The following is a 26,308-nucleotide window of genomic DNA, read 5'->3' on the forward strand; positions in this document are numbered from 1 at the left end:
CTACCTTGCTCCCCGGTAGACCCGCCGGAGTACCTCCTCGATCGAGGGTTCGTGGGTGGTCATCTCCCTGACCGGGGTTTGTGGAAGAAGGCGCGCAAGCACAGCCGCAGGGGCTCCTCCCCCCTCATGGGCGACGCACACCCAGCCGTCGTGGGTGTAGACCTCCCGTACTCCGCCCAGCCCCTCAAGCCAAGCGCGCACCTGATCCGCCCCGGCTTCGAGCCTTAGCCGGAGCTCGGGGAGTACGCCGTGCTGGGCTCGGAGTTGTCGGAGGGTTCCGTCGTAGAGGACTCGGCCCTCGTCGAGCAGGACGATACGATCGCTCAAGGCTTCAACATCGTCCAAGTCGTGCGACGTCAGGATGACGGTCGTCTGTAGATCAGAGGCCACCTGACGGATAGCGGACCGCAGCAACGCCTTGCTGTCGAAGTCCAGGCCGATGGTAGGCTCATCGAGCAGGAGCACCCTGGGGTGGTGGAGGAAGGCGAGGGCCAAGTCGCACCGGACGCGCTGTCCAAGGCTCAGCTGGCGTACCGGCTGCGAGAGCAACCCCTCGATGCCGAATTGCCGGGCCATGGCACCGATGCGCTGATCCAATCCACTCTGGCTGAGGCGATACACCTTGGCGTGGTAGCGGAGCGACTCCAGCACCGGCAGGTCCCAGAAAAGCCGGGTGCGGTGGCCCATCACCACCCCGAGTTCCAGCTGGTGGGCGGTGCGCTGGCGGAACGGGTCTCGGCCCGCCACAACAACCCGACCCGCCGAGGGGCGGACGATCCCCGCGATGATCTTGATGGTTGTGGACTTGCCTGCCCCGTTGGGTCCGATGTAGCCGACCACCTGCCCCTGCGGGACGGTGAGGCTGATGTTGTCCAGGGCGGTAATTTCCCGGTAACGCGGCTTCACCAGGCTCCGCACGAAGCCCCCGAGGCCACGCCCGGGCTCGAGCACCCGGTAGCGTTTGGAAACCCCCTCCAGGACAATCATAAGCCGGCTGATCCTACAAAAGCGGAGGCCATAAGGCCTCCTCTGAACGGCACCAGCACTCCTTCAGGCTCGCTCCCGCGGCCGGATGCCGCCCGAATGGGCTTGGGGGAGGTTCGTGAAGGAGAGGATGTCGATTTCCCCAGGCTGCACGATCCTTACCGGTGTTTCGACCTCAATCTTGGGCAGATCGTCACCGAAGCCGTGCCTCGTGATGTGCTCGTAGTAGCGGTCCAAGGCCCCGGGCAGGTCGATCCGCGGGGTGTCCTGCTCAAGCCCGGTATCGTCGGACTCGTCCTCGTCTTCGTCAAAGATGCCGTCGGTTAACCCCCCGCGGTTATGCGACAGGATCATGTAGTTGCCGGAGATGTTCAGCCGCGCCATCTTGAAGATGGCGTCGCCCGGACGGACCTCGCCATCCCAGAAAAGGATCGCGCCCCGGTCCGCCAGGTACTTGGCCTTGCGGAATTGGCGCGAAAGCAGCAGATTCGTAGGGTTTTGCAGCGGGAGCGAAACCCCTTCTCCGAGGGTGATCTGCCAGCACAGCCAGGGCTCATCGGTCAGGTTGGTCTCCGCCTTGACCAGCGTGTATTCCCCGGGCTCCGGGATCGGCACCCGCATGACGATAGTGACCCGGTTGACATCAATCGCCCCTGAGACCATGATGGTGCGGCTCTCCATGTCGATGGTAGCCGCCATGTGCAAGTCCTTCGACCTCAGCATCTTTCCCTCCGTCGTGTCTGCAAGGAAACCTAGACCCTAACTCCTCTCAACCCGCACAGCGGCAGAGTTTTCCCAAGTCTGATCTCGCAAGCACTACCGCTGCCAGGAGTACCCAAGATCGATCTACGGCTCTCACCCCCTTTTCGTCTAAGCATAAGTAGTTGTAAATGAGGCGGGAAAGCTCTTGAACCAGGCGGCGGGGATCGCCGAGCCCATCCGTCACACGGCGCCTGCAGTAGCCCCATTCCTCACAGATTGCGGACTTCAAGAGCTGGATCAGGCTGTCGGCCTCGCGCTGCCCCTCTGCCTCCAGATCCTCCAACAGCTCAGCAGCCCGCTCGCTATGGCTTGCGCGTTCGATCCAGCACAGCTGTGCGGTCAGATCCTGGGCGACGTGGCAGAGCCCGAAGACCGCGTGGAGCTCGGACGTTCCGTAGCGCATGAGTACCATGGCGCGCTCCAACTCTTCCTCGGGGAGGTAGTAAGCGCCTGACCGGTGCTGGGTCATCGCACACCTGCCTTCAGCGGGAAACTGACGGCGAAATTCCCCCGAACCGTGAAGGAAGCTGGACGGCTGCCACTGAATTTTTCGATGAGTGCCGGGATGATCACTTGTGCGGCCAGCCTAGCCCCATCCACGTTCTTGGCGGCGGGACCAAGCGTCAAAGAGGCCAGTGGCCCGGCTGCGAAGAGGCCTGGGTGGCCGCTGACCTCAAGCGTGCCGTCCTCCAGGACCGGGTAACGATCGGCGAGGAGCTCGACCTCATCCGGCAGAAGCTGCGTGTCAGGGGATAGGCCGGTCGCCAAAATCACCAAGTCCACATGCTCATCGGCGCCCGATGACAGGTTGAGTTCGAGGCGGCCGCTGGCTGATGCTCGGACAGCCAACACCGTGGCATGACGGTGAACCCGTAAGACGCCCGCTTCTTCTAGGCTGCCCAGCCGCGGCAGGAACTCCAGCATGATGCTGCCACGGGATTCCTCCAGCAACGTACCGACCTTCCGGGCCAGGCTAGGCAGCCGCCGGAACCGCGCAATACCCTCCGTTCGGAAATAAGCCGTGTCGAAATCGGCACACCGGTAACGCTCCTCGCGGCGTAGGATCCACACGGGCCGTGCTCCGGCCTCGAGCGCCCGGAGGATGGTGTGGGCCGCGCTGAGCCCACTACCGACGACGGCGATCGTCTGGCCCGGGTTGAGCGCTGGCTTCGCGTATACCGAACACACCTGCGCGGGATAGCGGCGGGCAGCCTCCGAGAAAACCTGCGGCCACACAGCCTCGCGGTTGCCCGCTGCCAGGATGACTGTCTTGGCCCGGATGACCGGCCCCTCGGCGGTAGCGATCAGATATCCGTCCCGCCCCGGGTCAGGTCTAACCGAGATTACCCGCGCGCGGTAGGCGATCTTGCGGAGCTGATGTACCCCGATCATGTGGGTCGAGTGGCCGATGAACACGTCGAGCGGGACTACGGCGCGCTGGCCCGAGAGGCCCAGCCAGACCTGCTCGCGCTCGAGCGACGTCAACTGGTCGAGGTGAAGACGAGCGAAGTCTAGCATCTGCATGTCGCCGTCCGGGGCGATGTGGTGCTCGTAGGGGCTGCGCATGACCCTTTGCCCGGTGGCGTTCATGGCCTGGAAGAACTGCCCAGCGAGGAAGGAGTGTTTCTCCAGCAGGATCATCCGGCGCCGCAGGCTGGGTACGTGCCAGAGGTGGCAGGCTATGCCGCTGCCAATAATCCCGCCTCCAATAATCACGATATCTGCTGAAGTTGGGGGTAGGTCGGGGCGAACCGCCCGGAGTGAATGATTCACGCCCGGAAAAACACGACCGACTGGACTATCAAGAAGCTCAGGGTCATGCCTGAGCTCTTCGATGCTGTTGCATCGGCGGTTAACTTCCAGCATAGCCTCGAATTTAGATGACTCGGGACTCTTAACAATATAGGTAGAACTACAAACGCCCGGCCTCGGGTGAGCAGGAACCGAGCACGCTTCTCGCTGCAAGGCATGAGCGGCTTTTTTCTTTTGTCCAGCACGAAAACCATGTTTTCTCCTTCCCTTTCGGGACCCCTTACGGGGCTGGTGACGGATATGGGCGGACGCTCCCGTACCGCTCCCCTCGGCCATGTTGCGAACCGGTGCACGTCCCGATCCGTTTCGCGCACACCCCAAAGCTTGTCTGCAACCGGGACTGCCAGGGTCCGGGGCTGGGGAAGCACCCCGGAGTGGGTCTTGAACCTGTTCGCAACGTAGCGACATCAGCGCCTTGTCCATGGGCTCCATCGCTTGGCCTCGTCATAGACGGGCTCCAAGCCCCTGGCTTCAGCCATGGGGTCTACGACCTGCCTGTGCGCCGCGCAGTCAGGACTTACGGGTTGTTGCCTTTCGATCTGGGGCCGCTAGGCCCCCTGGTTCTTGCCTCCCCTTTTGCCCCTCCCATCCCACGACGGGGGCAAGAAGACCCCACCCACACGCATTTCTGCTACCATCGAAACATGAAGCCCCATATCCGCTATGGAGAGAACGGCTTCCGCCTCTACCCGCCCTGTACCCTGCGGGGAGAGGCTGCTACCGCCTTCCTCCGCTTCAGCGAGGACTACTTCCGGGCGCTGGCGAAGCGCTACGGTGAAGCCGCCCGCTTCCGCCGGGGGCGGGACTACCTCGAGGCCGATCTCTCCCAGGCCCCCCGCACCCTGCGGGCGGCGAGGAGGCTGGGGCTGGAGCGTTGACTTGTTCAAGATGGAACGCCATAATGTCCCATATGGGAACAGTGCTCCCCCTCCGCTTCGACGGCTCACCCACTGACGTGGCGAGCGTCCGGGAGGGGTTGCCGGTCGAACTCATCACCGAGGTGGCCCGGCACTACGGCCTCAGCCAGCACGACGTGCTGGAAGCCGCCGGCATCCCCCGCAGCAGCGTCCACCGCTACAAGGGCCTGGGACGCCTGAACCGGGAGCAGTCCAACCGCCTGTACCGGGTGATCTACCTGCTGCGCCGTGCCGAGGAGCTCTTCGGCTCGCCCCAGCTGGCGGCCTCCTGGATGAACAGCCCCAAGGTGTTCCTGCACGGCTCGAGCCCCCTCGCGTACCTGGACACTGAACCTGGCTTCCAGGCGGTGGAGCACCTCCTGGGCCGCCTGGAGGACGGCCTGGTGACGTGAGGGCCTGGCGCATCGCCTCGCGCAGCTACGCCCACACCGCCTTCACCGGGGAAGGGGCAGCCAAGAGCCCCGGACGCTGGAACCGCTTCGGGGTCCCCCTGGGTGTACGCTCGCAGAGCGTCCCGAAGGGGATCGTCCCGGTGGTGTACCTGGCCGAACACCTCTCCACCGGCATCCTGGAGGTGCTGGTTCACGTGGACGACCGGGCTCACCTGGCCGCGTTCGTGGCCATCGAGGTGGAGATCCCCGATCCCCACGTCGAGGCGCTGAGCGAACTGCCCCCCGACTGGCGGCAGTTGCCCGAGCCCTACCCCGAGTCCACCCAGAGGCTGGGCAGCGAGTGGGCCCTGAGCCTGCGCTCCCTGGCCCTGCGTGTCCCCTCGGCGGTGGTCCCCAGCGAGTTCAACCTGCTGCTCAACCCCCGCCACCCCGCGATGCCCGAGGTGAGGGTCGGCCAGCCCCAGCCGCTCTTCCTCGACCCACGCCTGCTGCGCTAGGCAAAAAAGAACCCCCTGAGGAAAAGGACGATCCCCAGAAGGCAAAGAAGGACGGAAGGGTCAGTTGAGGACGAACTCGGGCTGAACGCAGGCGATGAAGCCGCGTATCGAGGACTCGGTTTCAGCCGAGCGGTACTCGATGCTCAGGGCAGGCTTCGACCAGCCATTGTCGCTGTAAAGCGTGAACGGGACATAAGTCTCCAACAAGACATCCCCATCGTCAAAAAGCCTGTAGGAGTTTTTGACAAAGAACTCGTTGAAGAGCTTAACCGCGTTCTGCACAGCCACCTCGTCCTTGAAGAAAAGCACCTTTTTCATTTGTTACCTCCTGACATCAATATTGTATTGTCTAAATCTTGACCGCTTCAAGCCCCCTCGAGTACCATGTTTCGTGGAAGGGGACACCTTTTTCCCCTCCTGACCGCAAGTGGCCGGGCCTTCCCGGCCATTCTGCGTTAAAATGGAACTATGTCCAAAGCTATCGTTCGTCGCGAATCCCGCGTAGTCACCTACTTCGACCTGGCCCCGGAAGCCAGTCCCGATGACGTGCTGAGCTTCCTCCGCCTGGTCTTCACAAAAACCGGTGAGGAGCTTCGCTTCGAGGCTGGCTCTGACTATGTGAGCGTTGACTACTCCAGCGCCCCGGAAGCCTGGAGGCTGGTCGTTGAAGGGATGCTCGCGGTGCGGGAGGGGAAGCTCGTCCCCCAGGTGGAACAGGCCCCCGACGGCTTGATCAGGATGTCCCTGCGCGAGCGCGGCCCGATGAACTAGCCACCAGCCCAAAAAAGAACCTCCCGAAGACAAGGACTATCCTCGGAAGGCAAAAACTTGCCTGCTATGCGGCCATGCGGGCCTTGAGCGTCACCGCCAGGGCGTCCAGGGCAGCCTGGTCCACCTCCTCACCCGCCAGGAAGCGGTCGAGGGTGTCCAGGTCTTGACCCTTCAACCCCAGCCGGGCTTTCTCCAGGGCCTCCTCGAGCTCCTCGAGAGCATCCTCCTCGGATGCCACGGCCACCAGCTCCTCCAGCCGGCTTCCCGTTTCCGGGTGCGGGGCCGACAGCGAGAGGATCCGGTTCGCCTCCTCCAGGTAGAGCAGGCGCTCGAGGGTCTCCTCATCTACCCCGAGGGCCTGCGCCAGCTCGGGGTGGGTGGGGGCGCGTCCCTTTTCCCCTTCCAGTTCCAGCCGCACCGCCACCAGCTTCTTGAGAAGCCGGTTCTCGCGGTACGTGCCCACGCCGTCCTGGGTCAGCCGCTCCCGGACCTTGCGGTCGAGGGCCACGTTCACCCAGAAGGTGAGGTTCTTGGAGCCGGAGGGGAGGGGCTTCTTCAGCACCTCCACCACTTCACACAAAAGCTCCTGGGCCAGGTCACGGGCCTCGTCGCCAAGGCGGTGGAACAGCCGGAAGGCCTTCTCGAACGCCAGATAGCCGTAATGCGCTACCAGGGCCTCGAAAGCCTGGCCATCCCCGTGCTTGTAAGCGATGTAGTTCCGCATGACCATCTCCCGCGACAAAAGCCCGAGGCCGCCGACCATCAGCCGGATGCTGTCGTACATGGTTTTACCTCCTGGGAACAGATTACCATGTACGATCAATAAAGTGCAGTGCGTTGTATACTGAGCCTGCCTGCGAAGGCACCAGACAGCCTAGCTGTCGTGGTTTTACTTCCTACACCGAAGCCCCCCGCAAGGGGGGCTAGGTGTTATGTAGGGCCGCCCCGCTGGATTAAGGCCCGCATCCGGAAGGGCTCACTGCTGGGCGGTATGCACAGGTCCCAGGTCTATACTGGCAACATGCAGCCCATGTCTGACCCCGACCTGGAGGCGCTGCGGGGGAGCCTACTCGAGGCAGCCGAGGCGCTGAGCCGTCTGGCTCGGGAGCCTGGCCCAGGAGGCCTCGAGCTCGCGGCCGCAGTAACCCAGGCTGTCTCGGAGCTGAACGGACAAGTCAATGCCCTGCTGTTGGGTCTTGCCGCTCGACCAACGGGACTAATGGATGAGGCCTACCTGCGCTACCTGAAGGACCTGGTCCGACTGCGGGCGGGGGTGATGGGACTCGAGCAGCTCCTGCTCAACCGTGTGGCCTTCGAGCGGGCGCGGGAGGAGTGGCTGGGCCTGACGGTCTTGCTGGACCGAACTCTGGAGCCGTTGATCGACCTGATGACGTTCGCTGACCCCAGCCAGCCGGAGGCCGACCTGAGCCGGGGCTACTCCTTCGACAGCGAGACCCTGGGCTTCACCCGGGTGAGGTTCAAGCCGCGTTGACACTCCAACGGCGGGCGGGAGGAAAGGTGTCTGTCACCCGGGGTGGTCAGTGAGCCCCATCCAGGCTGGCTTCGGGGAACTGCTCGAGGGGCTTGCCTGGGTCCACCCCTCCTTCACCACCCGGCTGGCCGTGCCCGGGGCTCAGTTCGTCCACCCCAAGGTCTGGCTGGGCATCCCTGTCCCCGAGGAGGCCCGCGTCGTTCAGCGCCCGGCCTGCGAACGCACCCACCGCCACAGCCAGGCCAGCCCCAGCCCCGCCACGAGGCCCACCCCAAGGCCCGCCTTGAAGCCGAAGCCCACGCCGGACTGCCAGACCAATGCCACGTGCTCGAGAGTCATATTGGTGTGTGGCTATCGCCCGTCCCGAAGGAGATCGTCCTCGCCGCCCTACCGGGGGGTGGACCAGATCACCACCTGAGCCTCAGCGGTGGAGTCAACCTCACCCGCCGCCAGGTAGTAGCCGCGCGAAGGGTTCAGGGTATCCACGAAGGACGCCACGAAGATTCCCTCCACCTCGTAGGCAGCAACCAGGCGCAGAGGCGTGGCCGGAAGGCTAAGCGCCCACCCGCTCGCGAGTTGATTGACCAGGGTGTCGCCCTTTCTCCGGGAGAAGCTGTAGCAACCCACATCCTTTGGCCCCGCGCCCACAAGCTTGACGGCGCGATCCAGCAACCCCTTGCACGCGCCCTCTGCCAGGGGCTTGGCAAAGGGTAGGGGGATGCCCGGCGGGGCTACATGGAAAGCCCTATCGCTGCTCTGCGCCAGACCCAAACCCGTACCCATTGCCGCGATCACCAGTCCGATCAAAATAGGCTTTCTCATCAGTAACTCGCGGCGCGGATACCCCTGCCTTCCCGCCCCGCCACGGCGGGGCGGGGGAGGAGCGCCGCTCCTCCTTTCGCATGATGTGCTATAATGCCTTTATGCAGACCCTCACGCTCCGCTGCACCCTCAAGCCCACTCCTGAACAGGCGGCGGCTTTGGAAGAGACGGTGCGGCTGTTCGCCGAGGGCTGCAACCATGCTTTGCGGGTTGCCAGGGAGCACGGAGAGTTCCGTAGGTTCAAGCTGCATCACCTGGTCTATAACGACCTCCGTTCGATGGGGCTTTCGGCTAACCTGGCGGTCCAGGCGATAGCCCGCGTGGGGCGCAAGAAGGGCAGCCGGGCCAGGTTCTACCAGCCCACCTCCTGCGCCTTCGACCAGCGCACCCTCTCCCTGCGAAGGGAAGACGAGAGCGTCTCGCTGACCACCACGGCGGGGCGGCTCATCGTCCCGATGAAGCTCGGGAACTACCAGCGGGGGATGCTGAAGCGGGCCAGGAGCGTCCAGGGCGGGGTGCTCACCAGGGGGCCGAAGGGCAAGTGGTACATCAACCTGATACTCAGGTTGGAAGTCCCCACCCCGCCCACAGGCGGCGGTAAAGTGGTTGGTTTGGACATGGGGCAGCGCTACATGGCTACCCTGTCCAGCGGCATCCAGGTCTCGGGCGGGGGCGTGAAGTCTCGGCGCATCCACCTCCGCAACAAGCGCGCCGAGGTACGGAGCAGGCTCGACACCGAACGCACCAGAGGCGTCGTGCGCCTCTGGGAACGGCTTACGGGAAGGGAAGCCCGCTTCCTGAGCCACACCCTGCACACCCTGGCAAAGCACATCGTGGACGGTCTGGAGCCCGGGGACACGCTGGCCATCGAGGACCTGACCCACCTCAGAAGCCGCACCGCCAAGCGGGGGAGCGTGGAAAGGCACCTGCACCACCTCTGGCCCTACGCCCGCTTCCGTTCGCTGCTGGAGTATAAGGCGGCCCTGAGGGGGGTGCGGGTGGTGGCGGTGGACCCGAGGCACACCAGCCAGGAGTGCCCCCGCTGCGGCCACACCGAGCGGGGCAACCGGCGGAGCCAGGCCCTCTTCCGCTGCACGGCGTGCGGCTTCCAGCACAACGCCGACTGGGTAGCCGCTACCAACATTGCCCGGAGAGCAGGCTCGACGGGCATGGGCCGTTGTAAACCGGCCCGTATTCTGAGGGTGTCTTCTCTGCATCGTCTTCCCTCGGAAAGCCCCCGCCTTTAGGCGTGGGGTGGTTTACCTTCCGAACAGTCCTCCTTTCTTACCCATTCCAAGATACCGGCTCACCCGCCGCACCCACGACTCCAGCGCCGCGATGCGGCTCTCCGTCGAGCGCCGCATGAGCTCCTCGGCCTCCTCCAGCCGGTTCTCCACCTCCAGCAGTATCCGCCCGCGCTCCTCGTCCATCCGTGCCCGGAGCTCCCGTATCTCCTTCTTGCCCGGAGGCGCGGACTTTTCCTCGGAAGAGGAAGCAGGCGCGAGGGTGTCTACCCTATGGCTCACCTTCAGGGCCAGGTCGCGGGCCTCCCGCCCGGCCTCATCGTCGTCGGCCAGCAAATAGACATGCCGCCCCTTCAGGCGTTCCCAGGGGATGTGACCCTCCACGCCGGGCATCCCGAGCACATCACCGCCCCCTCCGAGGGCGAACCAGGCGGCGATGGCGTTGAGCTCGCCCTCCACCACCAGGACCGGACGGCCGGGGTGCTGCCCGAAGCCGGGGGAGTGCCACGCGGGGGCTCCCCGGCCTGGGGTGAGGTAGCGGTAGCGGTAACCCCTGGGCTCCCGGAGCCGGACCTTGATGGCCTGGAGCTCACCCGAGGGCCCCAGGATGGGGATCACCAGGTCGCCCTCCCGGCTCCTGCCCAGCCCTACCCGCCGGGCCTGGGCCAGGGTGATCCCCCGTCCCCGAATGCTTTCCCCGTCAAGGCGCATCTGGGCCGCCCGGAGCGCGGCCTTTTCCCTCGGGTGCAGGGGCGCAGCCCGTCCCCATAAAGAATCTGCCCCTGGGCGTACGACCCTGGAGGGGTCGTCCCGAAGGGAATCTGCCCCCAGGCGTATGGCCCCGCCGTCCCGGGGGGAATCTGCCCTGGCGTGCGGGGCAGGGGGGACCAGCCCCCCTTCAGCGGCCTCCTTGATCAGCGCCGCCGCCTGCTCCTTGGAGAGCCCCGCCCTGAGCAGCAGGTGGAAGGCGTTGCCGCTTTCCCCGGTGGCGTGGTCCTTCCAGAACCACATCCCTCGGGCCCGGAAGAGCGAGAGCGAGGGATTCCGATCCCCCCGCCACGCCGCGCGGCAGACCCCGGCCCGCCCCGCTCTCGCCCCCGACTCCGGCCACAGCCGGGCCACCAGGCCGGGGAGGTCAACCCTCTCGATGGAGCGTGTCAGGGCATCGTCTGTCATCGGCTTCCTCCTCCAGTTCGTGCGAGAGCGTCTCCAGGCTCTCCCCCCGCCAGACCTGGACCTCGATCCAGGCCAGCCCCTCGCCCACCAGCAGCCGCCCGCCCGCCTCCATGCCGCAGATGCCCCGGGAGGTCCACTGGGCCCTGCCGGTCATCTCCAGCACGTCCTGAAGGCGGTCAGGGAGCAATGACAGCGGGTGCAGCCGGACTCCCATTCCCTCGAGTTCAAAGGCGACCTCGAGCCTGGGACCTTCCGCGGGGAACGGAACTTCCCTGGCAAAGCGCCGCAACCCCTCAACCGTCCCCACAGGCAGCGAGATCGCGATGCCGCACTCACGCGGGGATGCCAAGAAAAATTCTCGCTCGGTCATAGTTCCAATGTAGCCTCAAGGCTTCTCATCTTTTTTGATTTATGAGAAACCGCCTTTTGCTCTTTTGGTGCGTCACACGCACCCTGGTTCTGGTTTGCAAACCCACTCGCGCGCCATTCTCTGCCGAGGACAATCCCGACTGCCCGCACCTGAGCCGTCAAGTCCCCCTCGTTTGTAGAAAACCGGCGCACCAAAGCTATGCGCCGTGGCTGGGCGGGCACTCAAATCCCTCCGCGATCTGGAGCAGCAACCGCTCCTCGCTCACACCCAAACGCCCTGCCAGCACCCTCGCTAACTGACGGCTGTACACGAGCGATGGACTGCGTACCTCCCCCCGCTCCCATTTGGTCAGCAATGAGACCGTAATTCCGGAAGCCCTTGCCAACGCTTCCCGACTTAAACCCGCCTGAACCCGCAATTGCCGCACAACATTTGCCATGCGCTCACTTTACAATACGTTATTATTTTTTGTAAACAATACATTACCAGTAATGAGTTACTGGTAACTCTTTGTAATAGAATCCCCTCATGGCAAAAAAAAGCTTTCGCACCTCCACCACCCCCTCACTCACAACCCCCAACTGGGCACGCCTCCTACAGACAAGACGAGAAAAGCTCGGCCTTTCACGTGAGGGGTTAGCCCTGGCTGCGGGCATTTCCCCTTCCCTCGTAGCCAAGCTGGAGCGCGGTGTTCACGACATTCGTGATGTGAGCGTGGGCCGATTGCATTCGCTGCTGCAGGCGCTCCACCTCCCTTCAGTGGATTTCCTGCTCAGCGAAGACAATTCCAATGAGTTCACACCCTCCACTCCTGGCGTTGCTTTGCTGTCCTACTACCCAGCGCTGCTTCCAGCCTGCGTTGGAGAGGCAGCGCCCGGTCATGGTCACATTGATGCCCGGTTCCTTCCTACCCGTTCCAGCTATACCGACTTCTTCCTGGCCAAGCTGGGGCGGGATGCCCTCTGTAGCGAGGATTTATCAATCAAAGAGGGCTCGGTTTTGGTAGTAGAGCGTAGGCCTGCCAGAGAGCGGGGCATCGTCCTGCTCAGCCTTATCGAGGGTACCCGGCGGCCTCTACTGTACCGCCTGCCCACTGAGCCCTGTCTGGTAAGGCCGGTTAGTGGGGTAGGAGAGGTGTATTGGCTCCTGCCGGACGGCGCCCTCCAGCTCCCCGCCGGTAAGAAAGCCGCCATATATCCCGTCCCAGTGGGCGTCGTCCACGGGGAGTTTCGCTCGTTATGAAGCGCTGTGCCCTCTACACCCGCGTCTCCACCGAGGAGCAGGTCGAGCGCTACTCCCTCGAGGCCCAGCGCGAGGTCCTGGAGCGCTGGGCAGGGGCGCTGGGGTACGAGGTCGCTGACACCTACACCGACCCCGGCTACTCGGGAGCTCAGGAGGATCGGCCCGCTCTGACCCGTCTGCTCGCGGATGCACAGGAGGGACGTTTTGCGGTGGTGCTGGTCTACCGGCTCGACCGGCTGGCCCGCAAGGTGCGTCTGGCCTACGACCTCATCGAGCGGTTGGAGCGGTGCGGGGTGGGACTCATGAGCTACTCCGAGCCGAATATCAATACCACCACCTCCATCGGTAAGGCGGTGCTGGGGATCATGGCCGTCTTCGCCGAGTGGGAGCGGGACACCTTCGCCGAACGCAGCCGTCTGGGCATGCACAAGGCCGCCCGGATGGGAAAGTACCTCGGTGGCATCGTGCCCTATGGCTACACCGTCGAAGACGGTCGCCTGGCTCCTTTGCCCGAGGAGGCGGCGGTGGTGCAGCAGATGTTCGCCTGGGTGGCCGAACGGGGCTGGAGCACCGAGCGGGTAGCCCAGGAACTCAACCGCCTGGGCATCCCCCCGAAGTACCGCCGCGAGGGGCGCGGGGTACGGGGTAAACGCACCGCTGGGGTCTGGCGCGGGGGTGGGGTGCTGCGCATCCTCAAGAACCGTACCTATATCGGTGAGTACGTCTACGGCAAGCGCACCCGCAAACCTCAGCCTGAACTGGTGTCGGTGCCGGTACCCCCCCTTGTAGAGCCTGTCCTCTTCGAGGCAGCCCAGGAGCAGCTATCCCGCAACGCCCTGTTCGCCCTGCGCAACGCCCGCAGCGTGTACCTGCTCAAGGGACTCATCCGCTGCGGGATGTGTGGGCGCGCCTATGTCGGATCAGCCGGCTACTATGCGTGCGTGGGGCGAACCAACCGTCAGGCGTCTCCCATTCCCGAGATGAGATGTACCGCTCCGCACGTGCGCAGAGGAGAGCTGGAAGAGAGGATCTGGCACGACATCCGCTCCTTCCTGCTCAACCCTGGTGAGGCCTTGCAGGCTTTCATAAATGAGGAGTCCCCGGAAAGCAATGAAGTCTCCCTGCTGGAAAGACGCTTGCAGGCCCTCCTCGAAGCCCGGGCCCGCCTGCTGGATCTTTATCTGGAGGGAGGGGTGGAAAAGGAAACCTACTACGCCCGCCTCGAAGATCTGGACACCCGCGTCCGGGAAGTCCAGGTGAGCGTGGAAGCAGCCCGGCAGCGCTCCATCGCCGAGCGCCAGCGCAAGGAAGCCCTCCACTCCCTGGAGAGCCTCTCGGCCCGCCTGCGTGATCGGATAGACCGCCTTACCCCGGAAGAGAAGCAAGCCGTGGCACGGGAGTTGGTGGAGGGGGTGACGGTGCGGCCCGGAAAGGGAGAGGTCGAGGTTGAGGTGCGTTACCGGTTCGGGCAGATTGCACCTCACACGGGCAGGGGTTCATGGCCGCCACCAGGAGGAACCGAGCGGGATAGGTGAAGCTGGCCCGGGCACGGGAGATGGTGACCACGCCATCTTCCAGGGGTTGGCGCAGGACTTCCAGCGCGTCGCGCGAGAACTCGGGGAACTCGTCCATGAACAGCACGCCGCGGTGAGCCAGTGAGATCTCGCCCGGCTTGGGCACCGAGCCCCCGCCGATGAGCCCGACGTCGGAGATGGTGGCGTGGGGTGCGCGGTAGGGGGGTGTGCGGATGAGCCCCCCGCCCACGAGCTTGCCCGCAGCCGAGTGGATGCGGGTGACCTCGAGCGCCTCCTCCCGCCCCAACAGGGGCAGCAATCTCGGCATTCGCTTGGCCAGCATGGTCTTACCCGAACCCGGCGTGCCTACCATCAGCAGGTGGTGACCCCCAGCGGCGGCAATTTCGAGCGCCCGCTTGGCTTTGGCCTGCCCCTTGACGTCGAGCAGATCGGGGCCGGTCTCGAGCGCCTCCACGGCATCGGGGGGCGAGGTGGGTTCGAGGGGGTGCTCCCCGATGAGGAATTCGACCGCCTGCCGCAGGCTTTCCGGACCATACACCTCGATGCCCTCGATCAGGGCCGCTTCCCGGGCCGACGTGGAAGGCATCAGCAGCTTGAAGCCCTCGGCCAGCGCTCCCAGGGCCAGGTTGACCCCGCCCAGCACGATCCTCAGTTCCCCGTTCAGCCCCAGCTCCCCGGCAGCCGCAATTCCCTCGAGGCTGGTCTGCGATACCACCCCCTGGGCGCACAGCAGCCCCAAGGCGATGGGCAGATCGTAATGGCTGCCTTCCTTGCGCAATTCGGCGGGGGCTAAGTTGACCACCACCCGCCCCTGGGGGTAGGGGAAACCCGAGTTCTTGAGTGCCGAGCGCACCCGTTCACGTGATTCCTCAACTGCCTTGTCGGGCAGGCCGACGACGGTGTAGCTGGGCATTCCCGGCGAAACGTCGACTTCCACGGTGACGGGCTGGGCCTCGAGCCCGTAAAGGCTATAGGTTCGCACTTGAGCAAGCATCTGATTCCAGAGTCTATCCGAAAGATTTTGCCATGTCGCCGGCGTGAGCCTCTTCGCTCGGAAAGGAAAGCTGCGGGAGAAGTCGATCTAAGCGGGTCGGGGGTGTGAGCCGGGATTCGGCTTTGATCACATTGGGCTTTAGCCTACTCGGTAAAATGGCGCGATGCGTCTTCGCCTGACCTTTGGGAGTGCGCTTTCCTTGCTGCTTTCGGGCATCATCGCCGCCAGTCCCGGCGGCCTTCTACCCCAGTGGCAGGAGGATTTCGAGGTGGGCTCGAGGCTCTCACTCTACTTCAACTTGTATCTGGCCGGGCTGTTGGCGGGGCTCACCCTTGCCCGCCTCACCCCTGCGCGCCATCCGTGGTTTTCACTGGCGCTGGGGCTAGCGGGGCTGGGGCTCTTGCTGGTGACTTCGGCGCAGAGCTTCGACGCTATTTTGTGGGCGGCTTTTCCGCTGGGCCTAGGTGTGGGCGCGATCAACCTCAGCGGCAACAGCCTGCCCGGCGACCTCTTTCCCGAGCGGCGTATGATCGTGTTGAGTCAGGTCAACGCGGCTTTCGGGGTGGGCGCCATCGCCACGCCCTTCTTGGTGAGTTTCTTCCCCTGGCGGGAGGTGTTGATGGCCTTTGCCGTGCTGGCGTTCCTGGGTGCGGCGTTGGTGTGGAAGGCCCCCGCCAGCAGCCCCCCAGCGCCGGATAGGGGCTACTCCAACGGTTGGCTGTGGTTACTGGTGCTTACCATCGGGTTATACGCGGGTCTCGAGCAGGGCTTTGCCACCTTCTCCGGAACTTACCTGACCAAGCTGGGCTACCCTGCGGCATTAGCCGGAGTTCTGCTCTCGCTGTACTGGGTGGCCTTCGTTGTGGGGCGCTTGCTCTTGAGCTATTGGGTGGCCCGCGACCCCCTGCGCTACCTGACCTGGCTGATCTGCGGAGCGGTGGGGGTGGCGCTGCTGTTCTTCCTGCCCCCACTGCCCCTGCTGTTTCCCCTGGCGGGGCTGCTGATCGGCCCGATTTTCACCACCCTCATGGCCCTGGGTCAGGGGCGGATGGGTATCGGTGCTGTGGCCTACGCGCTGTATGCGGGAGCCAGCGGCAGCACCTTGATCCCTGCGCTGTTTGCCCTGCTGCCGCTTACGGGGATTCCCTGGGGCCTGCTCCTGGTCGGTCTGGCCATGCTGACCCTGATCCACCGCCTCAGGAGGTACGATGCGCGCCTTGCTGTTTGATCTCGATGGCACCCTAGCCGACACCGACCGCCTGCACGAGCAGGCTTGGCTCGAGGTCCTGCTCCCCTACGGCATCCGGGGGGATCATGCCTTCTACCAGCAGCACATCAGCGGCCACCTCAACCCCGAGATCGTATCCCGGTTGCTGCCTCACCTTCCCCCGCTCGAGCGCACCGCGTTGATCGAGGTCAAGGAGCGGCGTTTCCGCGAGCTGGCTCAGGGCCTGAAGGCCCTGCCGGGGTTGGAAGGGTTGTGGCGCTGGGCCAGGGAGCGGGGCCTGACGCTGGCCTTGGTGACCAACGCCCCTCGCCCTAACGCCGAGCACGTGCTCCAGGCCCTGGGCGCGGAATTCGACCTGGTGGTGCTGGCCGAGGAACTGGCCGCCGGAAAGCCCGATCCCCTGCCCTACCGCACTGCCCTGGGGCGGCTGGGGCTAGACCCCGCCGAGGCCCTGGCCTTCGAGGATTCCCCCTCGGGGGTGCGCTCGGCGGTGGGAGCGGGGATTCGCACCATCGGCCTGACCACCGGTCACGACCCCCGGGGCCTGCTCGAGGCTGGGGCCTTCTTGCTGATCGACGATTTCAGCGACGGGCGGCTGTGGGAATACCTGGAAGGGGAATCCGATAGCTGAGCACGAGCCTTTCGCCCTTTATCCCCTTTTGCGCAGACCGTATTACTCTAAGGGCCATGCGCAACTTCTTGATTCGCCTGATCATCAACACGGTGGCTTTATGGGTCGTCAGCTCGTTGTACGGTGGGATCACTTTTGCTCCCGGCAGCGGCCTGGGGGACTACCTGTTGGCGGGGCTGGTGCTGGGTCTGGTCAACACTTTCATTCGACCCGTGCTGCTCGTGCTGACCCTGCCCATCAACTTTCTGAGCCTGGGACTGTTCACGCTGGTGGTCAACGCGGTCGTGCTGCTGATCGTCGCCGCTCTGACCTCGCTCAACGTCAGCGGCTTCGTGGGCGCTGTGGTCGGGGCCTTGCTGCTGACGGTCGTGAGCTACTTGCTGAACCTGCTTCTGCGCTGAAGCTTAGCGCGATCCGGTGATATAGGACTCGAGCTCGGCGATCATGAGCTCCTGCTCGCTCATGATGGCCTTGACCACGTCGCCGATAGAGATCAGGCCCGCCAGCTTTTCCCCCTCCATCACCGGCAGGTGGCGCACACGCTTGCCGGTCATGATCGCCATGCACTCGCCCACGGTGGTATCGGGGCTGACCGTGATGACCTCGTCGGTCATGATCTCCCGTACCTTGGTCTCGCGCGAGACCCGGCCCACCAGCACCACCTTGCGGGCGTAGTCGCGCTCGGAGAAGATGCCCACCACCCGCTCGCCCTCGACCACCACCAGCGCCCCGATGTCGTACATGGCCATGCGCTCGAGGGCTTCAAACACGGTAGCCTCGGGGCTGATGGTGTGGACCCGGTTGCCTTTGGCCAGGATGAGCTGCCGCACACTCGAGGTCATACCCAAAACCTCCTCGTAACCTGAGCGGTGTATCCGACGGAAGGCCGTGAGCCTCGGGGAGGGTTGAAAACTCAGGCTTTTGCTTCACAGTGTAGCTTAAAGGGTCGTAATCCCTCACGTCCCCGTTCCCTGGGCAAGCGGCGCAGAGCGGGGCCTAGCTTCCCGTACTGCCAGCGAGAGGAGTAGGGCGGGAATCAGCAGCAGGCCCAGGGCGGCGAGGCTGGGGATGACCCCCACCCGCTCGATGATCGGCCCCACCGCCCCGTACAGCAGCCCGGCGAAACCCCAGGTGAAGCCCATCAGCAGCCCGGAGACGGTGGCCATCTGGGTGGGCTCGTGCTCCTGCGCCATCGCCACCGCCACCGGGATTCCCGCGTTCATCAGGGCGCCGGTCACGGCCAGCAGCGGCACGTAGAGCAGGTTCTCGGGCGGGAGGGTGAGCAGCCCCACGTAGAGCGGGATGGCGAAGGCCATGGTCCCCACCAGCACGTTGCGCCGACCGAAGCGATCGGAGAGGGTGCCGCCTAGGAAGGCCCCGGCGGTGGCTGAGAAGCTATAGGCCGACAGCGCCAGCGCGGTCTGGGCGTCGGAGAGGTTACGCTGGGCGAACCAGAAGGGGATGGTGGTGGAGAAGCTCATGAAGGTGATGCTGCGCAGCGTCGAGACTGCCCACAGCCGGGCCACCTGTCCGCGGAAGACTCGCGCCAAGTCGGTGAAGCTCGAGGGCTTTGCCTTGAGGGTGGCGGGCGGAGCCTGCCGCAGCAGCAGGATGGCCGGGATTAGAACGATGGGAATCAGCCAGGCCAATGCCCTGAGCCCGCCGGCATTGACCACACCCAGCGAGACGATGGGCCCTAGCGACAGACCCAGATAGCCCCCTGAGCCGAAGGTGCTCAACCAGAAGCCCCGCCGCTCCGGGCTGGCGTATTGCCCTACCAACGCGGCTCCTGCCGAGTGAAACAGCGCCGATCCCATTCCCGAGATACCCAGTGCCACGGCCAGGGCCAGCGGGGTAGGGAAGAAGCCCATCAGCCCCCCGCCCAGCGCTACCAGCACCGGTCCCAAGGCCGCCAGCAGACGGCGGTCGAAGCGATCGGCGATCAGGCCGGCTACGGGTTGCAGCAGGCTGCTGCTGAGGGAGTACACCGCTACCAGCAGCGACACTGCCCCGTAGCTCACTCCAAAAGCGGCCTGCAGCTTGGGCAACAAAGGCGTGAGAAAGGCCCCGAAGAGGTCGTTGGTGGCGTGCAGCCACGAGAGCAGTAAGGGCAGCATGGGACCGAGCATACCCCTGAAGGAGGGGTTGGGATTGTCAACGAAGGACTATTCTCGACCTACCACCCCTCCCCCAAAATGACCCATCTGAGGAATTGCTCGTGAGCTGGGCAATTCCCGCGCTGGGGGTTTGTGCTACAATCCCGGAGGTTGCGCTACTGCATGTGGTCCACTCGACACACTAATCCGGACCTAAGCAAGGACGGTTAAAAAAGGAGTGGCGCGCCCGACAGGACTCGAACCTGTGACCTTTGGCTCCGGAGGCCAACGCTCTATCCAGCTGAGCTACGGGCGCACGCAGAAATGTAGGGTAGCACCGCTCAAGGAGGCAGTCAAGTGTTTGGAATCAGTAAAAGGGTCGTCGCAATCATCTTTGGGTTGCTCGTGGTGGCTTTTGCCATCGGGGCTATCCTGCTCTTCACTCCCCAGGGCCAGCAGCAGGCCAGGGGTAAGGTAGAACTCACCGTCAACGGCAAACCGATTTACGAAGTCGATTTGGTCCGCTTCCGCGCCAACGACCAGATCCTCTCGGCCACCGCCGATCAAGAAGGCTTGCTCAAGGTTTTAGCCGAGCAAAACTTCTACAACAACCTGGTGCTCTACCAGGCCGTCACCCAGGACGCCTCGCGCATTCGGGTCTCCAGCAACGAACTGCGTAAGGAGCTCGACCGGATCAAGCAGCAACTGGGCCTCAGCACCAAGGAGCAGTGGGATCAGACCCTCCAGCGCATCGGTTACACCGAGACCCAGGTGCGTAACGAGCTGCGCGATCAGATCCGCATCAACAAGCGCATCGAGCAGGTTCAGGGCGAAGTCAAGCCCACCGAGGAACAGCTCAAGCTCTACTACGAGCTCAACAAGGCCAACTACCGCAACGAGGAGCGGGTCATCGCCCGCCAGATCGTCGTCGATGACAAGGCCATCGCCCAGAAGCTCTACGAGGAAGCCAAGGCCGGAGCCGACTTCGCCGAACTGGCCAGGAAAAACTCCAAGGTGGGTGCCGACCAGGCCGGAGCTCTGGGGGCCGAGAGCGGTAAGAGCGAGCCCAAGCCGGTGACCAAGGTGATCTTCCCCACCCCGGTGGGCGAGGCGGTGTTCAAGCTCAAGCAGGGTGGCATCACCCAGCCCATCGAGTCGGCGGGCCGCTTCTACATCGTCAAGGTCGAGCAGTACCTCCCGGCGGGCGAATCCTCCTTCGAGGAGGTCAAGGACCGCGTTACCGAGGACGTCAAGAGCCTGCTCAAGGAGGGGGCCCTCGAGCGCTACATTGAAGAGGTGCGGGCCAAGGTCAAGGTCGAAGCGGCCAAGGGCTCAAACATCAAGCTCCAGGACCCCGTGGTGGCCAAAGTGGGCGACAGCGAGATCCGGCTCTCGCAGGTGCTGCAGCCGGCCTTCGCCAACCCGCAGTTCCCCAGCTTCGTGGCTCAGGGCCTAGGCGAGCTGGCCATCCAGTTTTTCCTGCCCCAGACCCTCGACCAGCTCATCACCCGCGAGGTGGTGCTGGCGGAGGCCAAGAAGATGGGCCAGCCCTTCTTCGGCACCAAGGACTCCATCGTCCAGCAGGCCGAGAGCTATCACACGCGCGACGTTACCGCCACCGATGAGGAGGCCCGCAAGTACTACAACGAGAACAAGGTGCTCTTCACCGAAGCGGCTACCGCCACCGTCACCGCTGTCAACTTCACCAAGGACCAGGAGGCCAAAGCCAAGGCTTTCCGTGCTGCAGCCCTCAAGGGCGGCAAGCTCGAGGATTTGGCCAAGGCCCAGGGCGGTAATGTGCAGGACTACGGCGTGGTGACCTCGGGAACCCTGCCTCCGGTTTCCAACAAGCTGGTCTTCGAGAGCAAGGCCACTTTCCCCAAGAGCAACCTGGGCGAGGTCAGCGAGGTGATCAAGCTCGAAGACGGCAGCTTCCAGGTGCTCCTGATCAAGGCCCGCACCCCCGAGCGGCTCAAGCCTTTCGAGGAAGTGGCCCAGGAGGCCCGCGATAACGTGATTCGCACCAAGAAGGTCGAGGCCAGCAGCAAGTGGGTGGAGAGCCTCAAGAAAGCGGCCAAGATCGAGAACAAGCTGCAAGAAGTGCTCAAGCAGCTCACCCCGCCCCCGGTCAAGAAGGAAGAGAAGCCCGCCGATTCCAAGCAGTCCAAGCCGGAGGAGAAGCCCGCCACCCCTGCCAAGCCCTGAGCGCCACCGCGCGACCCTTTAGGCGGCCATTGGCCGCCTTTCTTTGTGCTTGCCTTCGGCGTGTGACGTATGACCGTGCTAGACTGGTCTTATGGTGGACGCCGGGCTGGAGCGGGCTTTTGAGAAGGTCCGAGCGATCCTCGAGGGCGACCTCGAGCACCCCGGTCTGACCCTGTACGACCTGCAAGAGCTGGTGGGTTTTCCCGGACGCAGCGATGGCCCCCTCTCCTACAGCCTGCCCAAGGACAGCAGCCTGGAGGGGGTCAACGCGGTGCGCTTCTTCTACTACCCCAAAGACCCCGAGGTCACCCTGATCGTCGAGGTAGAAGACAAGAGCCGCCGTCGCCACCTGCGTCACTTCAAGTGGAACGGCATCACCTGGGTGGCGCCCCGCGGCTTCAAGGCCGACCTCACCGCGACCCGCGAGGTGGTGGGCGGAATCGAGGAGATCGGGGGGGATTTCTTTCTGGGTTTCAGCCGCGACGAAGCCCGCGAACTTTCCGAGGCCATCCGCAAGGGGGAAGCGGTGGGGGCCAAATACCTGCTGTGCCCTCGCGACAACACCCGCCTGTTCTACGCTCCGGGCGTCTCGGCAAGCGGGCTTCCCTGCCCCAAGTGTGGCAACACCACCCTGCTCTACAAGACCCTCACCTTCAGTGCCCCCGAAGACCGCATCGAGGCCCTCATCCGCGAGCAGCGTGCCCTGCGGGCGCAGCTCGAGGACCTTATGCTCTTCCTCAAGAGCCGCCTGGGCGCGATTGGGCCCAAAGACAAGACGGGCAAGGGCGATTCCTGAATCGCCCTTTACAAGCAGCGCCGCCTCAGCTCGGGGGTGGGTGTCGCGCACTGTTCGAGCCTACCGAAGAGGCGGTAGCGCTTGCCGGCTACGAAGCGGTACGCCCGGTCGCGCAGCGGCTTGGGGATGACCCGCAGGGCACAAAGCAGCCGCCAGGCCCCACCCAGCCGGTAAAAGATGTGCAAAGCCGCGTCGGACTCGAGGTAAACCCGCCCCCCCTCGAGCACCACTATGCTTTGGGCCTCGAGCAGACCGTGCTTTCGCAAAAGCTCCCTCCCCACTTCGGATTGCTGCGAGGCAAAGCGGAAGCGTCCCTGCGGGTCGCACCGGACGATGAAGCGCACTATGCCGTTACAGAGGTTGCACACCCCGTCGAACAGCACGATGGTCTTCATGGCTCGAGCTTAGCGCGGCTTGGGGCGGGGGAAAGTGGGGCATCCCTCTCCCCGCGTTCGACCATCAGCCCTCGGCCCCCTCAGGGATATTTGTAACCCCCCGGCTGCTTAAGCTAAGCGTGTTGCAGTATCATGCAGCACGATCCGGGGACTGTCGGCATGAAACTACTCGATAAGTATGGCCGCATCATCAAGGACCTGCGCATCTCCGTGACGCCGCGTTGCAACCTGCACTGCCTGTACTGCCATCCGCTGGGATGGGAGATGACCGAGCCTCCTGGCACCGTCACCGTCGAGGACGTGCGCAACTTCTTGGAGGCCATGCAGCTGCTGGGGCTCGAGTCGGTGCGCTTTACGGGCGGGGAGCCGCTGGTGCGCAAGGAATTGCCCGAGATGATCGCCGCGGCCCGCGACCTGGGGATCGGGGATATCGCCATCACCACCAACGGCATGCTCTTGAGGCGTAAGGCCAAAGAGCTCAAAGCTGCTGGACTGAGGCGCATAAACCTCTCCATGGACTCGGTGACCCCCGAGGTCTTCCGCGCCATGACCCGTGGGGGAGAGGTTGGGAAGGTTTGGGAGGCCATCGACACCGCCTTTGAGTTGGGCCTCGAGCCCGTCAAGCTCAACGCGGTGATGATCAGGGGCATGAACGAGGGTGAGGTGATTCCGCTGGCCTCGCTCTCGCTGGACAAGCCGCTGCACGTGCGCTTCCTCGAGTACATGCACCTTGACAACTCCAACCCCGAGGTCTACCGGCAGCGCTTTATCGCCGGGCGCGAAACCAAAGCCGTCCTCGAGCGGCACTTCGGCCCCTTGAAAAAGCTCGACACCGATCCCACCGCTCCGGCACGGGTCTACCAGATTCCGGGCGCGCTGGGCACCATCGGCTTCATCAACCCGGTGACAGAGCCCTTCTGCTCCAATTGCTCCCGCTTGCGCCTGACCTCCGACAAGAAACTGCGGCCCTGCCTGCTCACCGACCTCGAGATGGACATCGCCTGGGCCTTCGAGGCCCCCAACCCGCTCGAGGCCCTGGTCGATGCCATCCTGCTGGCCACCGACCGCAAACCCGCTTTTGGTAACACCCTACCCCACCTGCGCGAGCGGGTGATGGTGGGCATTGGCGGCTAGAGATCATCTGCTTCCCGATGGTGGAAGCGGGATAGTCTGGCGGGCCGTGAAGGATTCGAACCTCCGACACCTCGTTTTGGAGACGAGTGCTCTACCGGGCTGAGCTAACGGCCCCCACTTTATCGATGCCAATGCGCTGAAGAGGATTTGACCTCTTCCGCGAACCCTACTTTAGCCGGGGAGGGCCGATATTTCAAGTCAACGACCTGCTCCGGCGTGGCCTCGTCAGCGCCCGGCATACCAGGACTGCATCAGCTCCTGGTGTTCCTTCTTCGCGCGCACCCGTCGCCACCAACCCTCGTTGGCCTGGAACCAGCGGATGGTTTCGGCCAGGCCCTCGGGGAAGCGGTACTTGCGCACCCAGCCCAGCGCCTCGGCCTTGGAGGGGTCGACGGAGTAGCGGTAGTCGTGGCCGGGGCGGTCCTCGACGAACTTGATGAGGCTACGGGGCTTGCCCAACGCTTCGAGCACCCGCTCGGCCACTTCGCTGCCGGGGATCTGCTCGCGGGCGCCGAGGTTGTAGGCCTCCCCGCTGTTGCCGCGGTGGAGTACCAGGTCGATGCCGGCAGCGTGATCGTAGGCGTGCATGTAGTCGCGCAGGGCCTGGCCTTGACCGTAGACCGGCAAGGGTTTGTCCTCCAGCGCGTTGGTGATGAACAGCGGGATGATCTTCTCGGGGTACTGGTAGGGGCCATAGGTGTTCGATCCCCGCGTTACCACCACCTCGAGCCCGTAGCTGACGCCGTAGCTGAACACCAGGTGCTCGGCGGCGGCCTTGCTGGCGGCGTAGGGGCTGCGCGGGCGGAAGGGGTCGGTCTCGAGGGAGTGCCCCTCCACGCCCCACAAGTCGCCGTAGACCTCGTCGGTGGAGACGTGCAGGAAGCGCCCGAGTCCCTGCCTGCGGGCCTGCTCGAGCAGCACCAGGGTGCCCTCGACATTGGTTTTGACGAAGGGGCGAGGGTCCATGAGCGAGCGATCCACGTGGCTCTCGGCGGCGAAGTTGAGCACCGCGTCGGCTCCCTCCATGGCCCGCTTCACGTCCGCGGGGTCGGCGATGTCGCCCTGAATGAAGCTGATGCGGTCCATGATGGGCTCGAGGTTTTCCAGGTTGCCCGCATAGGTCAGCTTGTCCAGCACGACGATCTGCCAGTCGGGGTGTTTCTCGAGAGCGTAGTAGATGTAATTTGAACCGATGAACCCTGCTCCACCCGTAATCAGCACGCGCTTAAACGACACTGTGATACCTCCGTGATCCTATGCCGGTGGTTGATAGCCGCCTCGAGCACAAAAAGCCGGAGCGACCCGTATGCACCCTCGCGAGAGGCCCCACGCTACCCCCGATCCTCTTCCCACAACTCTGTTCCAAAATGATCCCACGGTAGGCGGCCTTCATTGGGGTCAGAGGGATCGAACTGGCTGTTCATCGCGTACAGCAGCAGCGCTCCCCGGCAGCCAGCCTTGTAGCCGTGGGCGACGCCGGTGGGGATGTGCAGCAGGCCTGGGGCCTCGCTCGAGAGCACGTACTTGCGGCGAGCCCCCTGGCTGGGCGAAGCCTCGCGCACATCGACCAGCCACACCAACAGCTCGCCCTCGAGTACGCACCACAGCTCATCCTGGGGGCGCTTGGGGTGAAGGTGAAAGGCGTTGATGCGTCCCGGTACCGCCCAGGAAAGCGAGATCTGTGCGGTATCGAAGGCGATGGGCAGGCCCTCTATCCTGCCCCCCTGCAAGCGCAGGTACTCCATGAAGCTTCCCTCCAACGAGCGGTGCTTGCGCAGGGGCTGGTAGAAGACCCCCACGATGTCGGGTTGGGGGTCGTAGCGCTGAAAGCGCAAGGCTTTCTGGGCGGCGGGCTCGAGTTCCATCGTGAAGATTGTAGCCCAAGAGCCTGCGGGCTTTCTGCTTCGAAGCGTTATCGCCCACGTTATGCCCGGCAAATCGCCCGCGATGGGCGTGAAGCATGTGAGCCAAAACCCGCCGCGAAACGCGACGTCCGCCCATTACGCCAGCAAAGTTGGCACCCAGACTTTGGTATTACACCCATCGAAGCGCTCCCCACCTTTGTGTTCTCAGTGGAGTGCGGTAAGTTAAGCCCATGCAGATCAAGCCGGGCTGGATCGTGCTGGCCCTGGTCGCACTCTATGCCCTGTTTGCAACCGTTGCCCTCAACCAAAACCGGCGTCAGGTCACGGCTTTGCGGCAGGAGATCGAGAAGCTCGAGGCTAAGCTGGCGCAGGGACCTGAAGGCTTCAGCTTCCCTATCCCCGGTGCTTGCCTGCCCAAAAATCAGAACAACTGGCCCGGAGCGCCGCGCGAGTACCGTAAAGGGCTCAACCCCGGCTTTGTCTTCGTCGACGGTGACTCCTGCGTGCCCATCGTCTACGGCATGGGGGTGCTGGCTGCCGGGAGCGGTGAGGTGATCAAGGCCGAGAGCGTCTACAAGGAGAACACCCCTGCCGAGTTCGCCGAACTGATCAAGGCGGTGGCGAACGGGGCCAGCCCCGCCCAGATGGACCGCCTGCGCGGGCGCGAGGTTTGGATACGCCACGCCGAAGGCTTCGTCAGCGTCTATGCTCACCTCTCGGAGATCGCGCCGGGAATACGGGTGGGGGTGCGGGTCAGGAAAGGCGAATTCATCGGGAAGGTTGGCAACTCGGGCACCCAGGCCGCGGCCCAGAAAAGCCGCGCGGGCGCCCGCCTGCTCTTCGAGCTGTGGGACGGAGAACCCGACAAGGACAGGTTTTTCGGACAGGATATGCGGCGCGAAGCCCTACCGGCGCAGGCTAAGCTGAGGTTTGGCTTAGAATAACGCC

The 26,308-nt window shown here is 64.2% G+C and carries 32 protein-coding genes, 2 tRNA genes and 1 pseudogene; 15 read left to right on the forward strand and 20 right to left on the reverse strand.

Annotated elements, in window-relative coordinates; all coding sequences use genetic code 11:
• The 4 genes from B047_RS0102625 to B047_RS18650 form a co-directional block, all read right to left on the reverse strand.
• A complete protein-coding gene (locus B047_RS0102625) occupies window positions 1-987 on the reverse strand; it encodes an ABC transporter ATP-binding protein (protein WP_013012844.1) in 987 nt (328 codons plus the stop codon).
• A 63-nt stretch (window positions 988-1,050) separates the two neighbouring features.
• Window positions 1,051-1,683, reverse strand: coding sequence for a DUF6423 family protein (locus tag B047_RS0102630; RefSeq protein WP_244403988.1), 633 nt, complete (start codon window positions 1,681-1,683; stop codon window positions 1,051-1,053).
• A 528-nt stretch (window positions 1,684-2,211) separates the two neighbouring features.
• Window positions 2,212-3,612: an FAD-dependent oxidoreductase gene (locus B047_RS0102640; protein ID WP_013012841.1), complete on the reverse strand. Its 1,401-nt coding sequence runs from the start codon at window positions 3,610-3,612 to the stop codon at window positions 2,212-2,214.
• The gene (locus B047_RS18650) at window positions 3,516-3,752 is read right to left on the reverse strand and encodes an RRXRR domain-containing protein (protein WP_081439936.1); all 237 of its coding nucleotides are present in this window, start codon (window positions 3,750-3,752) and stop codon (window positions 3,516-3,518) included. Before B047_RS18650 ends, B047_RS0102640 begins: the two co-directional genes overlap by 97 nt.
• Before the next feature lie 450 nt (window positions 3,753-4,202).
• On the opposite strand from B047_RS18650, the gene B047_RS0102645 reads away from it, so the two are divergent.
• Genes B047_RS0102645 through B047_RS0102655 form a run of 3 tightly spaced genes read left to right on the forward strand, consistent with a single transcriptional unit; the run spans window position 4,203 to window position 5,364 of the window.
• Entirely contained in the window at window positions 4,203-4,436 is a 234-nt protein-coding gene (locus tag B047_RS0102645; protein WP_018465405.1) for a hypothetical protein, read from the forward strand.
• A gap of 23 nt (window positions 4,437-4,459) precedes the next feature.
• Window positions 4,460-4,867, forward strand: a complete 408-nt coding sequence (gene parS / locus B047_RS0102650) for a type II RES/Xre toxin-antitoxin system antitoxin (RefSeq protein ID WP_013012839.1) — start codon at window positions 4,460-4,462, stop codon at window positions 4,865-4,867.
• Entirely contained in the window at window positions 4,864-5,364 is a 501-nt protein-coding gene (locus B047_RS0102655) for an RES family NAD+ phosphorylase (protein WP_018465406.1), read from the forward strand. The genes parS and B047_RS0102655 overlap by 4 nt, the downstream gene beginning before the upstream one ends.
• Window positions 5,365-5,424: 60 nt before the next feature.
• Here B047_RS0102655 and B047_RS0102660 read toward each other — a convergent pair whose 3' ends face one another.
• Entirely contained in the window at window positions 5,425-5,682 is a 258-nt protein-coding gene (locus tag B047_RS0102660; protein ID WP_018465407.1) for a hypothetical protein, read from the reverse strand.
• Between the two features lie 150 nt (window positions 5,683-5,832).
• On the opposite strand from B047_RS0102660, the gene B047_RS0102665 reads away from it, so the two are divergent.
• On the forward strand, window positions 5,833-6,135 hold the full coding sequence (locus tag B047_RS0102665) for a hypothetical protein (protein ID WP_018465408.1): 303 nt from the start codon (window positions 5,833-5,835) through the stop codon (window positions 6,133-6,135).
• Window positions 6,136-6,199: 64 nt separating this feature from the next.
• Here the strand turns inward: B047_RS0102665 and B047_RS0102670 are convergent, their stop codons facing one another.
• On the reverse strand, window positions 6,200-6,919 hold the full coding sequence (locus tag B047_RS0102670; protein WP_018465409.1) for a sigma-70 domain-containing protein: 720 nt from the start codon (window positions 6,917-6,919) through the stop codon (window positions 6,200-6,202).
• A gap of 237 nt (window positions 6,920-7,156) precedes the next feature.
• On the opposite strand from B047_RS0102670, the gene B047_RS0102675 reads away from it, so the two are divergent.
• On the forward strand, window positions 7,157-7,627 hold the full coding sequence (locus B047_RS0102675; RefSeq protein ID WP_018465410.1) for a hypothetical protein: 471 nt from the start codon (window positions 7,157-7,159) through the stop codon (window positions 7,625-7,627).
• Window positions 7,628-7,673: 46 nt separating this feature from the next.
• Here B047_RS0102675 and B047_RS18085 read toward each other — a convergent pair whose 3' ends face one another.
• Genes B047_RS18085 through B047_RS0102685 form a run of 3 tightly spaced genes read right to left on the reverse strand, consistent with a single transcriptional unit; the run spans window position 7,674 to window position 8,449 of the window.
• Window positions 7,674-7,856, reverse strand: a complete 183-nt coding sequence (locus tag B047_RS18085) for a hypothetical protein (protein ID WP_157413562.1) — start codon at window positions 7,854-7,856, stop codon at window positions 7,674-7,676.
• Window positions 7,829-7,966 (reverse strand): hypothetical protein, encoded by a 138-nt coding sequence (locus B047_RS18090; protein ID WP_018465411.1) that lies wholly within the window; start codon window positions 7,964-7,966, stop codon window positions 7,829-7,831. Before B047_RS18090 ends, B047_RS18085 begins: the two co-directional genes overlap by 28 nt.
• 48 nt (window positions 7,967-8,014) lie before the next feature.
• Window positions 8,015-8,449 (reverse strand): hypothetical protein, encoded by a 435-nt coding sequence (locus B047_RS0102685; RefSeq protein WP_018465412.1) that lies wholly within the window; start codon window positions 8,447-8,449, stop codon window positions 8,015-8,017.
• Window positions 8,450-8,550: 101 nt separating this feature from the next.
• Here B047_RS0102685 and B047_RS0102690 point away from each other — a divergent pair, with 101 nt between their 5' ends.
• Window positions 8,551-9,696: an RNA-guided endonuclease InsQ/TnpB family protein gene (locus B047_RS0102690; RefSeq protein WP_018465413.1), complete on the forward strand. Its 1,146-nt coding sequence runs from the start codon at window positions 8,551-8,553 to the stop codon at window positions 9,694-9,696.
• A 12-nt stretch (window positions 9,697-9,708) separates the two neighbouring features.
• Here B047_RS0102690 and B047_RS16115 read toward each other — a convergent pair whose 3' ends face one another.
• The 3 genes from B047_RS16115 to B047_RS17440 all read right to left on the reverse strand — a co-directional run bounded on the left by B047_RS16115 (window position 9,709) and on the right by B047_RS17440 (window position 11,678).
• Window positions 9,709-10,869, reverse strand: coding sequence for a hypothetical protein (locus B047_RS16115; RefSeq protein WP_052605994.1), 1,161 nt, complete (start codon window positions 10,867-10,869; stop codon window positions 9,709-9,711).
• A complete protein-coding gene (locus tag B047_RS0102700) occupies window positions 10,829-11,239 on the reverse strand; it encodes a hypothetical protein (protein WP_018465415.1) in 411 nt (136 codons plus the stop codon). Before B047_RS0102700 ends, B047_RS16115 begins: the two co-directional genes overlap by 41 nt.
• A 196-nt stretch (window positions 11,240-11,435) precedes the next feature.
• Window positions 11,436-11,678 carry a helix-turn-helix transcriptional regulator gene (locus tag B047_RS17440; protein WP_084542116.1) on the reverse strand — a complete coding sequence of 81 codons (243 nt, stop codon included), beginning with the start codon at window positions 11,676-11,678 and terminating at the stop codon, window positions 11,436-11,438.
• 89 nt (window positions 11,679-11,767) lie between these two features.
• On the opposite strand from B047_RS17440, the gene B047_RS0102705 reads away from it, so the two are divergent.
• On the forward strand, window positions 11,768-12,481 hold the full coding sequence (locus B047_RS0102705) for a helix-turn-helix domain-containing protein (protein ID WP_018465416.1): 714 nt from the start codon (window positions 11,768-11,770) through the stop codon (window positions 12,479-12,481).
• On the forward strand, window positions 12,478-14,016 hold the full coding sequence (locus B047_RS0102710) for a recombinase family protein (RefSeq protein WP_018465417.1): 1,539 nt from the start codon (window positions 12,478-12,480) through the stop codon (window positions 14,014-14,016). Before B047_RS0102705 ends, B047_RS0102710 begins: the two co-directional genes overlap by 4 nt.
• Here the strand turns inward: B047_RS0102710 and B047_RS18275 are convergent.
• A pseudogene (locus B047_RS18275) lies at window positions 13,964-15,010 on the reverse strand (YifB family Mg chelatase-like AAA ATPase); the annotation flags it as partial. The gene B047_RS0102710 and the pseudogene B047_RS18275 overlap by 53 nt on opposite strands.
• A 163-nt stretch (window positions 15,011-15,173) precedes the next feature.
• On the opposite strand from B047_RS18275, the gene B047_RS16120 reads away from it, so the two are divergent.
• The 3 genes from B047_RS16120 to B047_RS0102730 are packed head-to-tail and all read left to right on the forward strand — an operon-like array spanning window position 15,174 to window position 17,270.
• On the forward strand, window positions 15,174-16,238 hold the full coding sequence (locus tag B047_RS16120) for an MFS transporter (protein WP_018465419.1): 1,065 nt from the start codon (window positions 15,174-15,176) through the stop codon (window positions 16,236-16,238).
• A complete protein-coding gene (locus B047_RS0102725) occupies window positions 16,219-16,869 on the forward strand; it encodes an HAD family hydrolase (RefSeq protein ID WP_018465420.1) in 651 nt (216 codons plus the stop codon). The genes B047_RS16120 and B047_RS0102725 overlap by 20 nt, the downstream gene beginning before the upstream one ends.
• A 56-nt stretch (window positions 16,870-16,925) precedes the next feature.
• A complete protein-coding gene (locus B047_RS0102730) occupies window positions 16,926-17,270 on the forward strand; it encodes a phage holin family protein (RefSeq protein WP_018465421.1) in 345 nt (114 codons plus the stop codon).
• 3 nt (window positions 17,271-17,273) lie between these two features.
• Here the strand turns inward: B047_RS0102730 and B047_RS0102735 are convergent, their stop codons facing one another.
• From B047_RS0102735 to B047_RS0102745, 3 genes are all read right to left on the reverse strand, one after another.
• Window positions 17,274-17,711 (reverse strand): CBS domain-containing protein, encoded by a 438-nt coding sequence (locus B047_RS0102735; protein ID WP_026234516.1) that lies wholly within the window; start codon window positions 17,709-17,711, stop codon window positions 17,274-17,276.
• Window positions 17,712-17,825: 114 nt separating this feature from the next.
• Window positions 17,826-18,986 (reverse strand): MFS transporter, encoded by a 1,161-nt coding sequence (locus B047_RS0102740; protein WP_018465423.1) that lies wholly within the window; start codon window positions 18,984-18,986, stop codon window positions 17,826-17,828.
• A 218-nt stretch (window positions 18,987-19,204) separates the two neighbouring features.
• Window positions 19,205-19,281, reverse strand: a tRNA-Arg gene (locus tag B047_RS0102745).
• Between the two features lie 41 nt (window positions 19,282-19,322).
• Here B047_RS0102745 and B047_RS0102750 point away from each other — a divergent pair.
• Window positions 19,323-21,170, forward strand: a complete 1,848-nt coding sequence (locus B047_RS0102750; RefSeq protein WP_026234517.1) for a peptidylprolyl isomerase — start codon at window positions 19,323-19,325, stop codon at window positions 21,168-21,170.
• Between the two features lie 91 nt (window positions 21,171-21,261).
• Window positions 21,262-21,966 (forward strand): hypothetical protein, encoded by a 705-nt coding sequence (locus B047_RS0102755; RefSeq protein WP_018465425.1) that lies wholly within the window; start codon window positions 21,262-21,264, stop codon window positions 21,964-21,966.
• 8 nt (window positions 21,967-21,974) lie between these two features.
• On the opposite strand, the gene B047_RS0102760 is transcribed toward B047_RS0102755, so the two are convergent.
• On the reverse strand, window positions 21,975-22,361 hold the full coding sequence (locus B047_RS0102760; RefSeq protein ID WP_018465426.1) for a thiol-disulfide oxidoreductase DCC family protein: 387 nt from the start codon (window positions 22,359-22,361) through the stop codon (window positions 21,975-21,977).
• A gap of 159 nt (window positions 22,362-22,520) precedes the next feature.
• Between B047_RS0102760 and moaA the strand changes: the two genes are divergently transcribed.
• Window positions 22,521-23,495, forward strand: coding sequence for a GTP 3',8-cyclase MoaA (moaA, locus tag B047_RS0102765; protein WP_018465427.1), 975 nt, complete (start codon window positions 22,521-22,523; stop codon window positions 23,493-23,495).
• A gap of 37 nt (window positions 23,496-23,532) precedes the next feature.
• Here the strand turns inward: moaA and B047_RS0102770 are convergent.
• The 3 genes from B047_RS0102770 to B047_RS0102780 form a co-directional block, all read right to left on the reverse strand.
• Window positions 23,533-23,609 (reverse strand) — tRNA-Trp (locus B047_RS0102770).
• Between the two features lie 111 nt (window positions 23,610-23,720).
• A complete protein-coding gene (gene rfbB, locus B047_RS0102775) occupies window positions 23,721-24,731 on the reverse strand; it encodes a dTDP-glucose 4,6-dehydratase (RefSeq protein ID WP_040778859.1) in 1,011 nt (336 codons plus the stop codon).
• Between the two features lie 95 nt (window positions 24,732-24,826).
• Window positions 24,827-25,360 carry a dTDP-4-dehydrorhamnose 3,5-epimerase family protein gene (locus B047_RS0102780; protein ID WP_018465429.1) on the reverse strand — a complete coding sequence of 178 codons (534 nt, stop codon included), beginning with the start codon at window positions 25,358-25,360 and terminating at the stop codon, window positions 24,827-24,829.
• Between the two features lie 230 nt (window positions 25,361-25,590).
• Between B047_RS0102780 and B047_RS0102785 the strand changes: the two genes are divergently transcribed.
• On the forward strand, window positions 25,591-26,304 hold the full coding sequence (locus tag B047_RS0102785) for a M23 family metallopeptidase (protein ID WP_018465430.1): 714 nt from the start codon (window positions 25,591-25,593) through the stop codon (window positions 26,302-26,304).
• Window positions 26,305-26,308: the final 4 nt, after the last annotated feature.

Source organism: Calidithermus timidus DSM 17022 (assembly GCF_000373205.1).
GTDB lineage: Bacteria > Deinococcota > Deinococci > Deinococcales > Thermaceae > Calidithermus > Calidithermus timidus.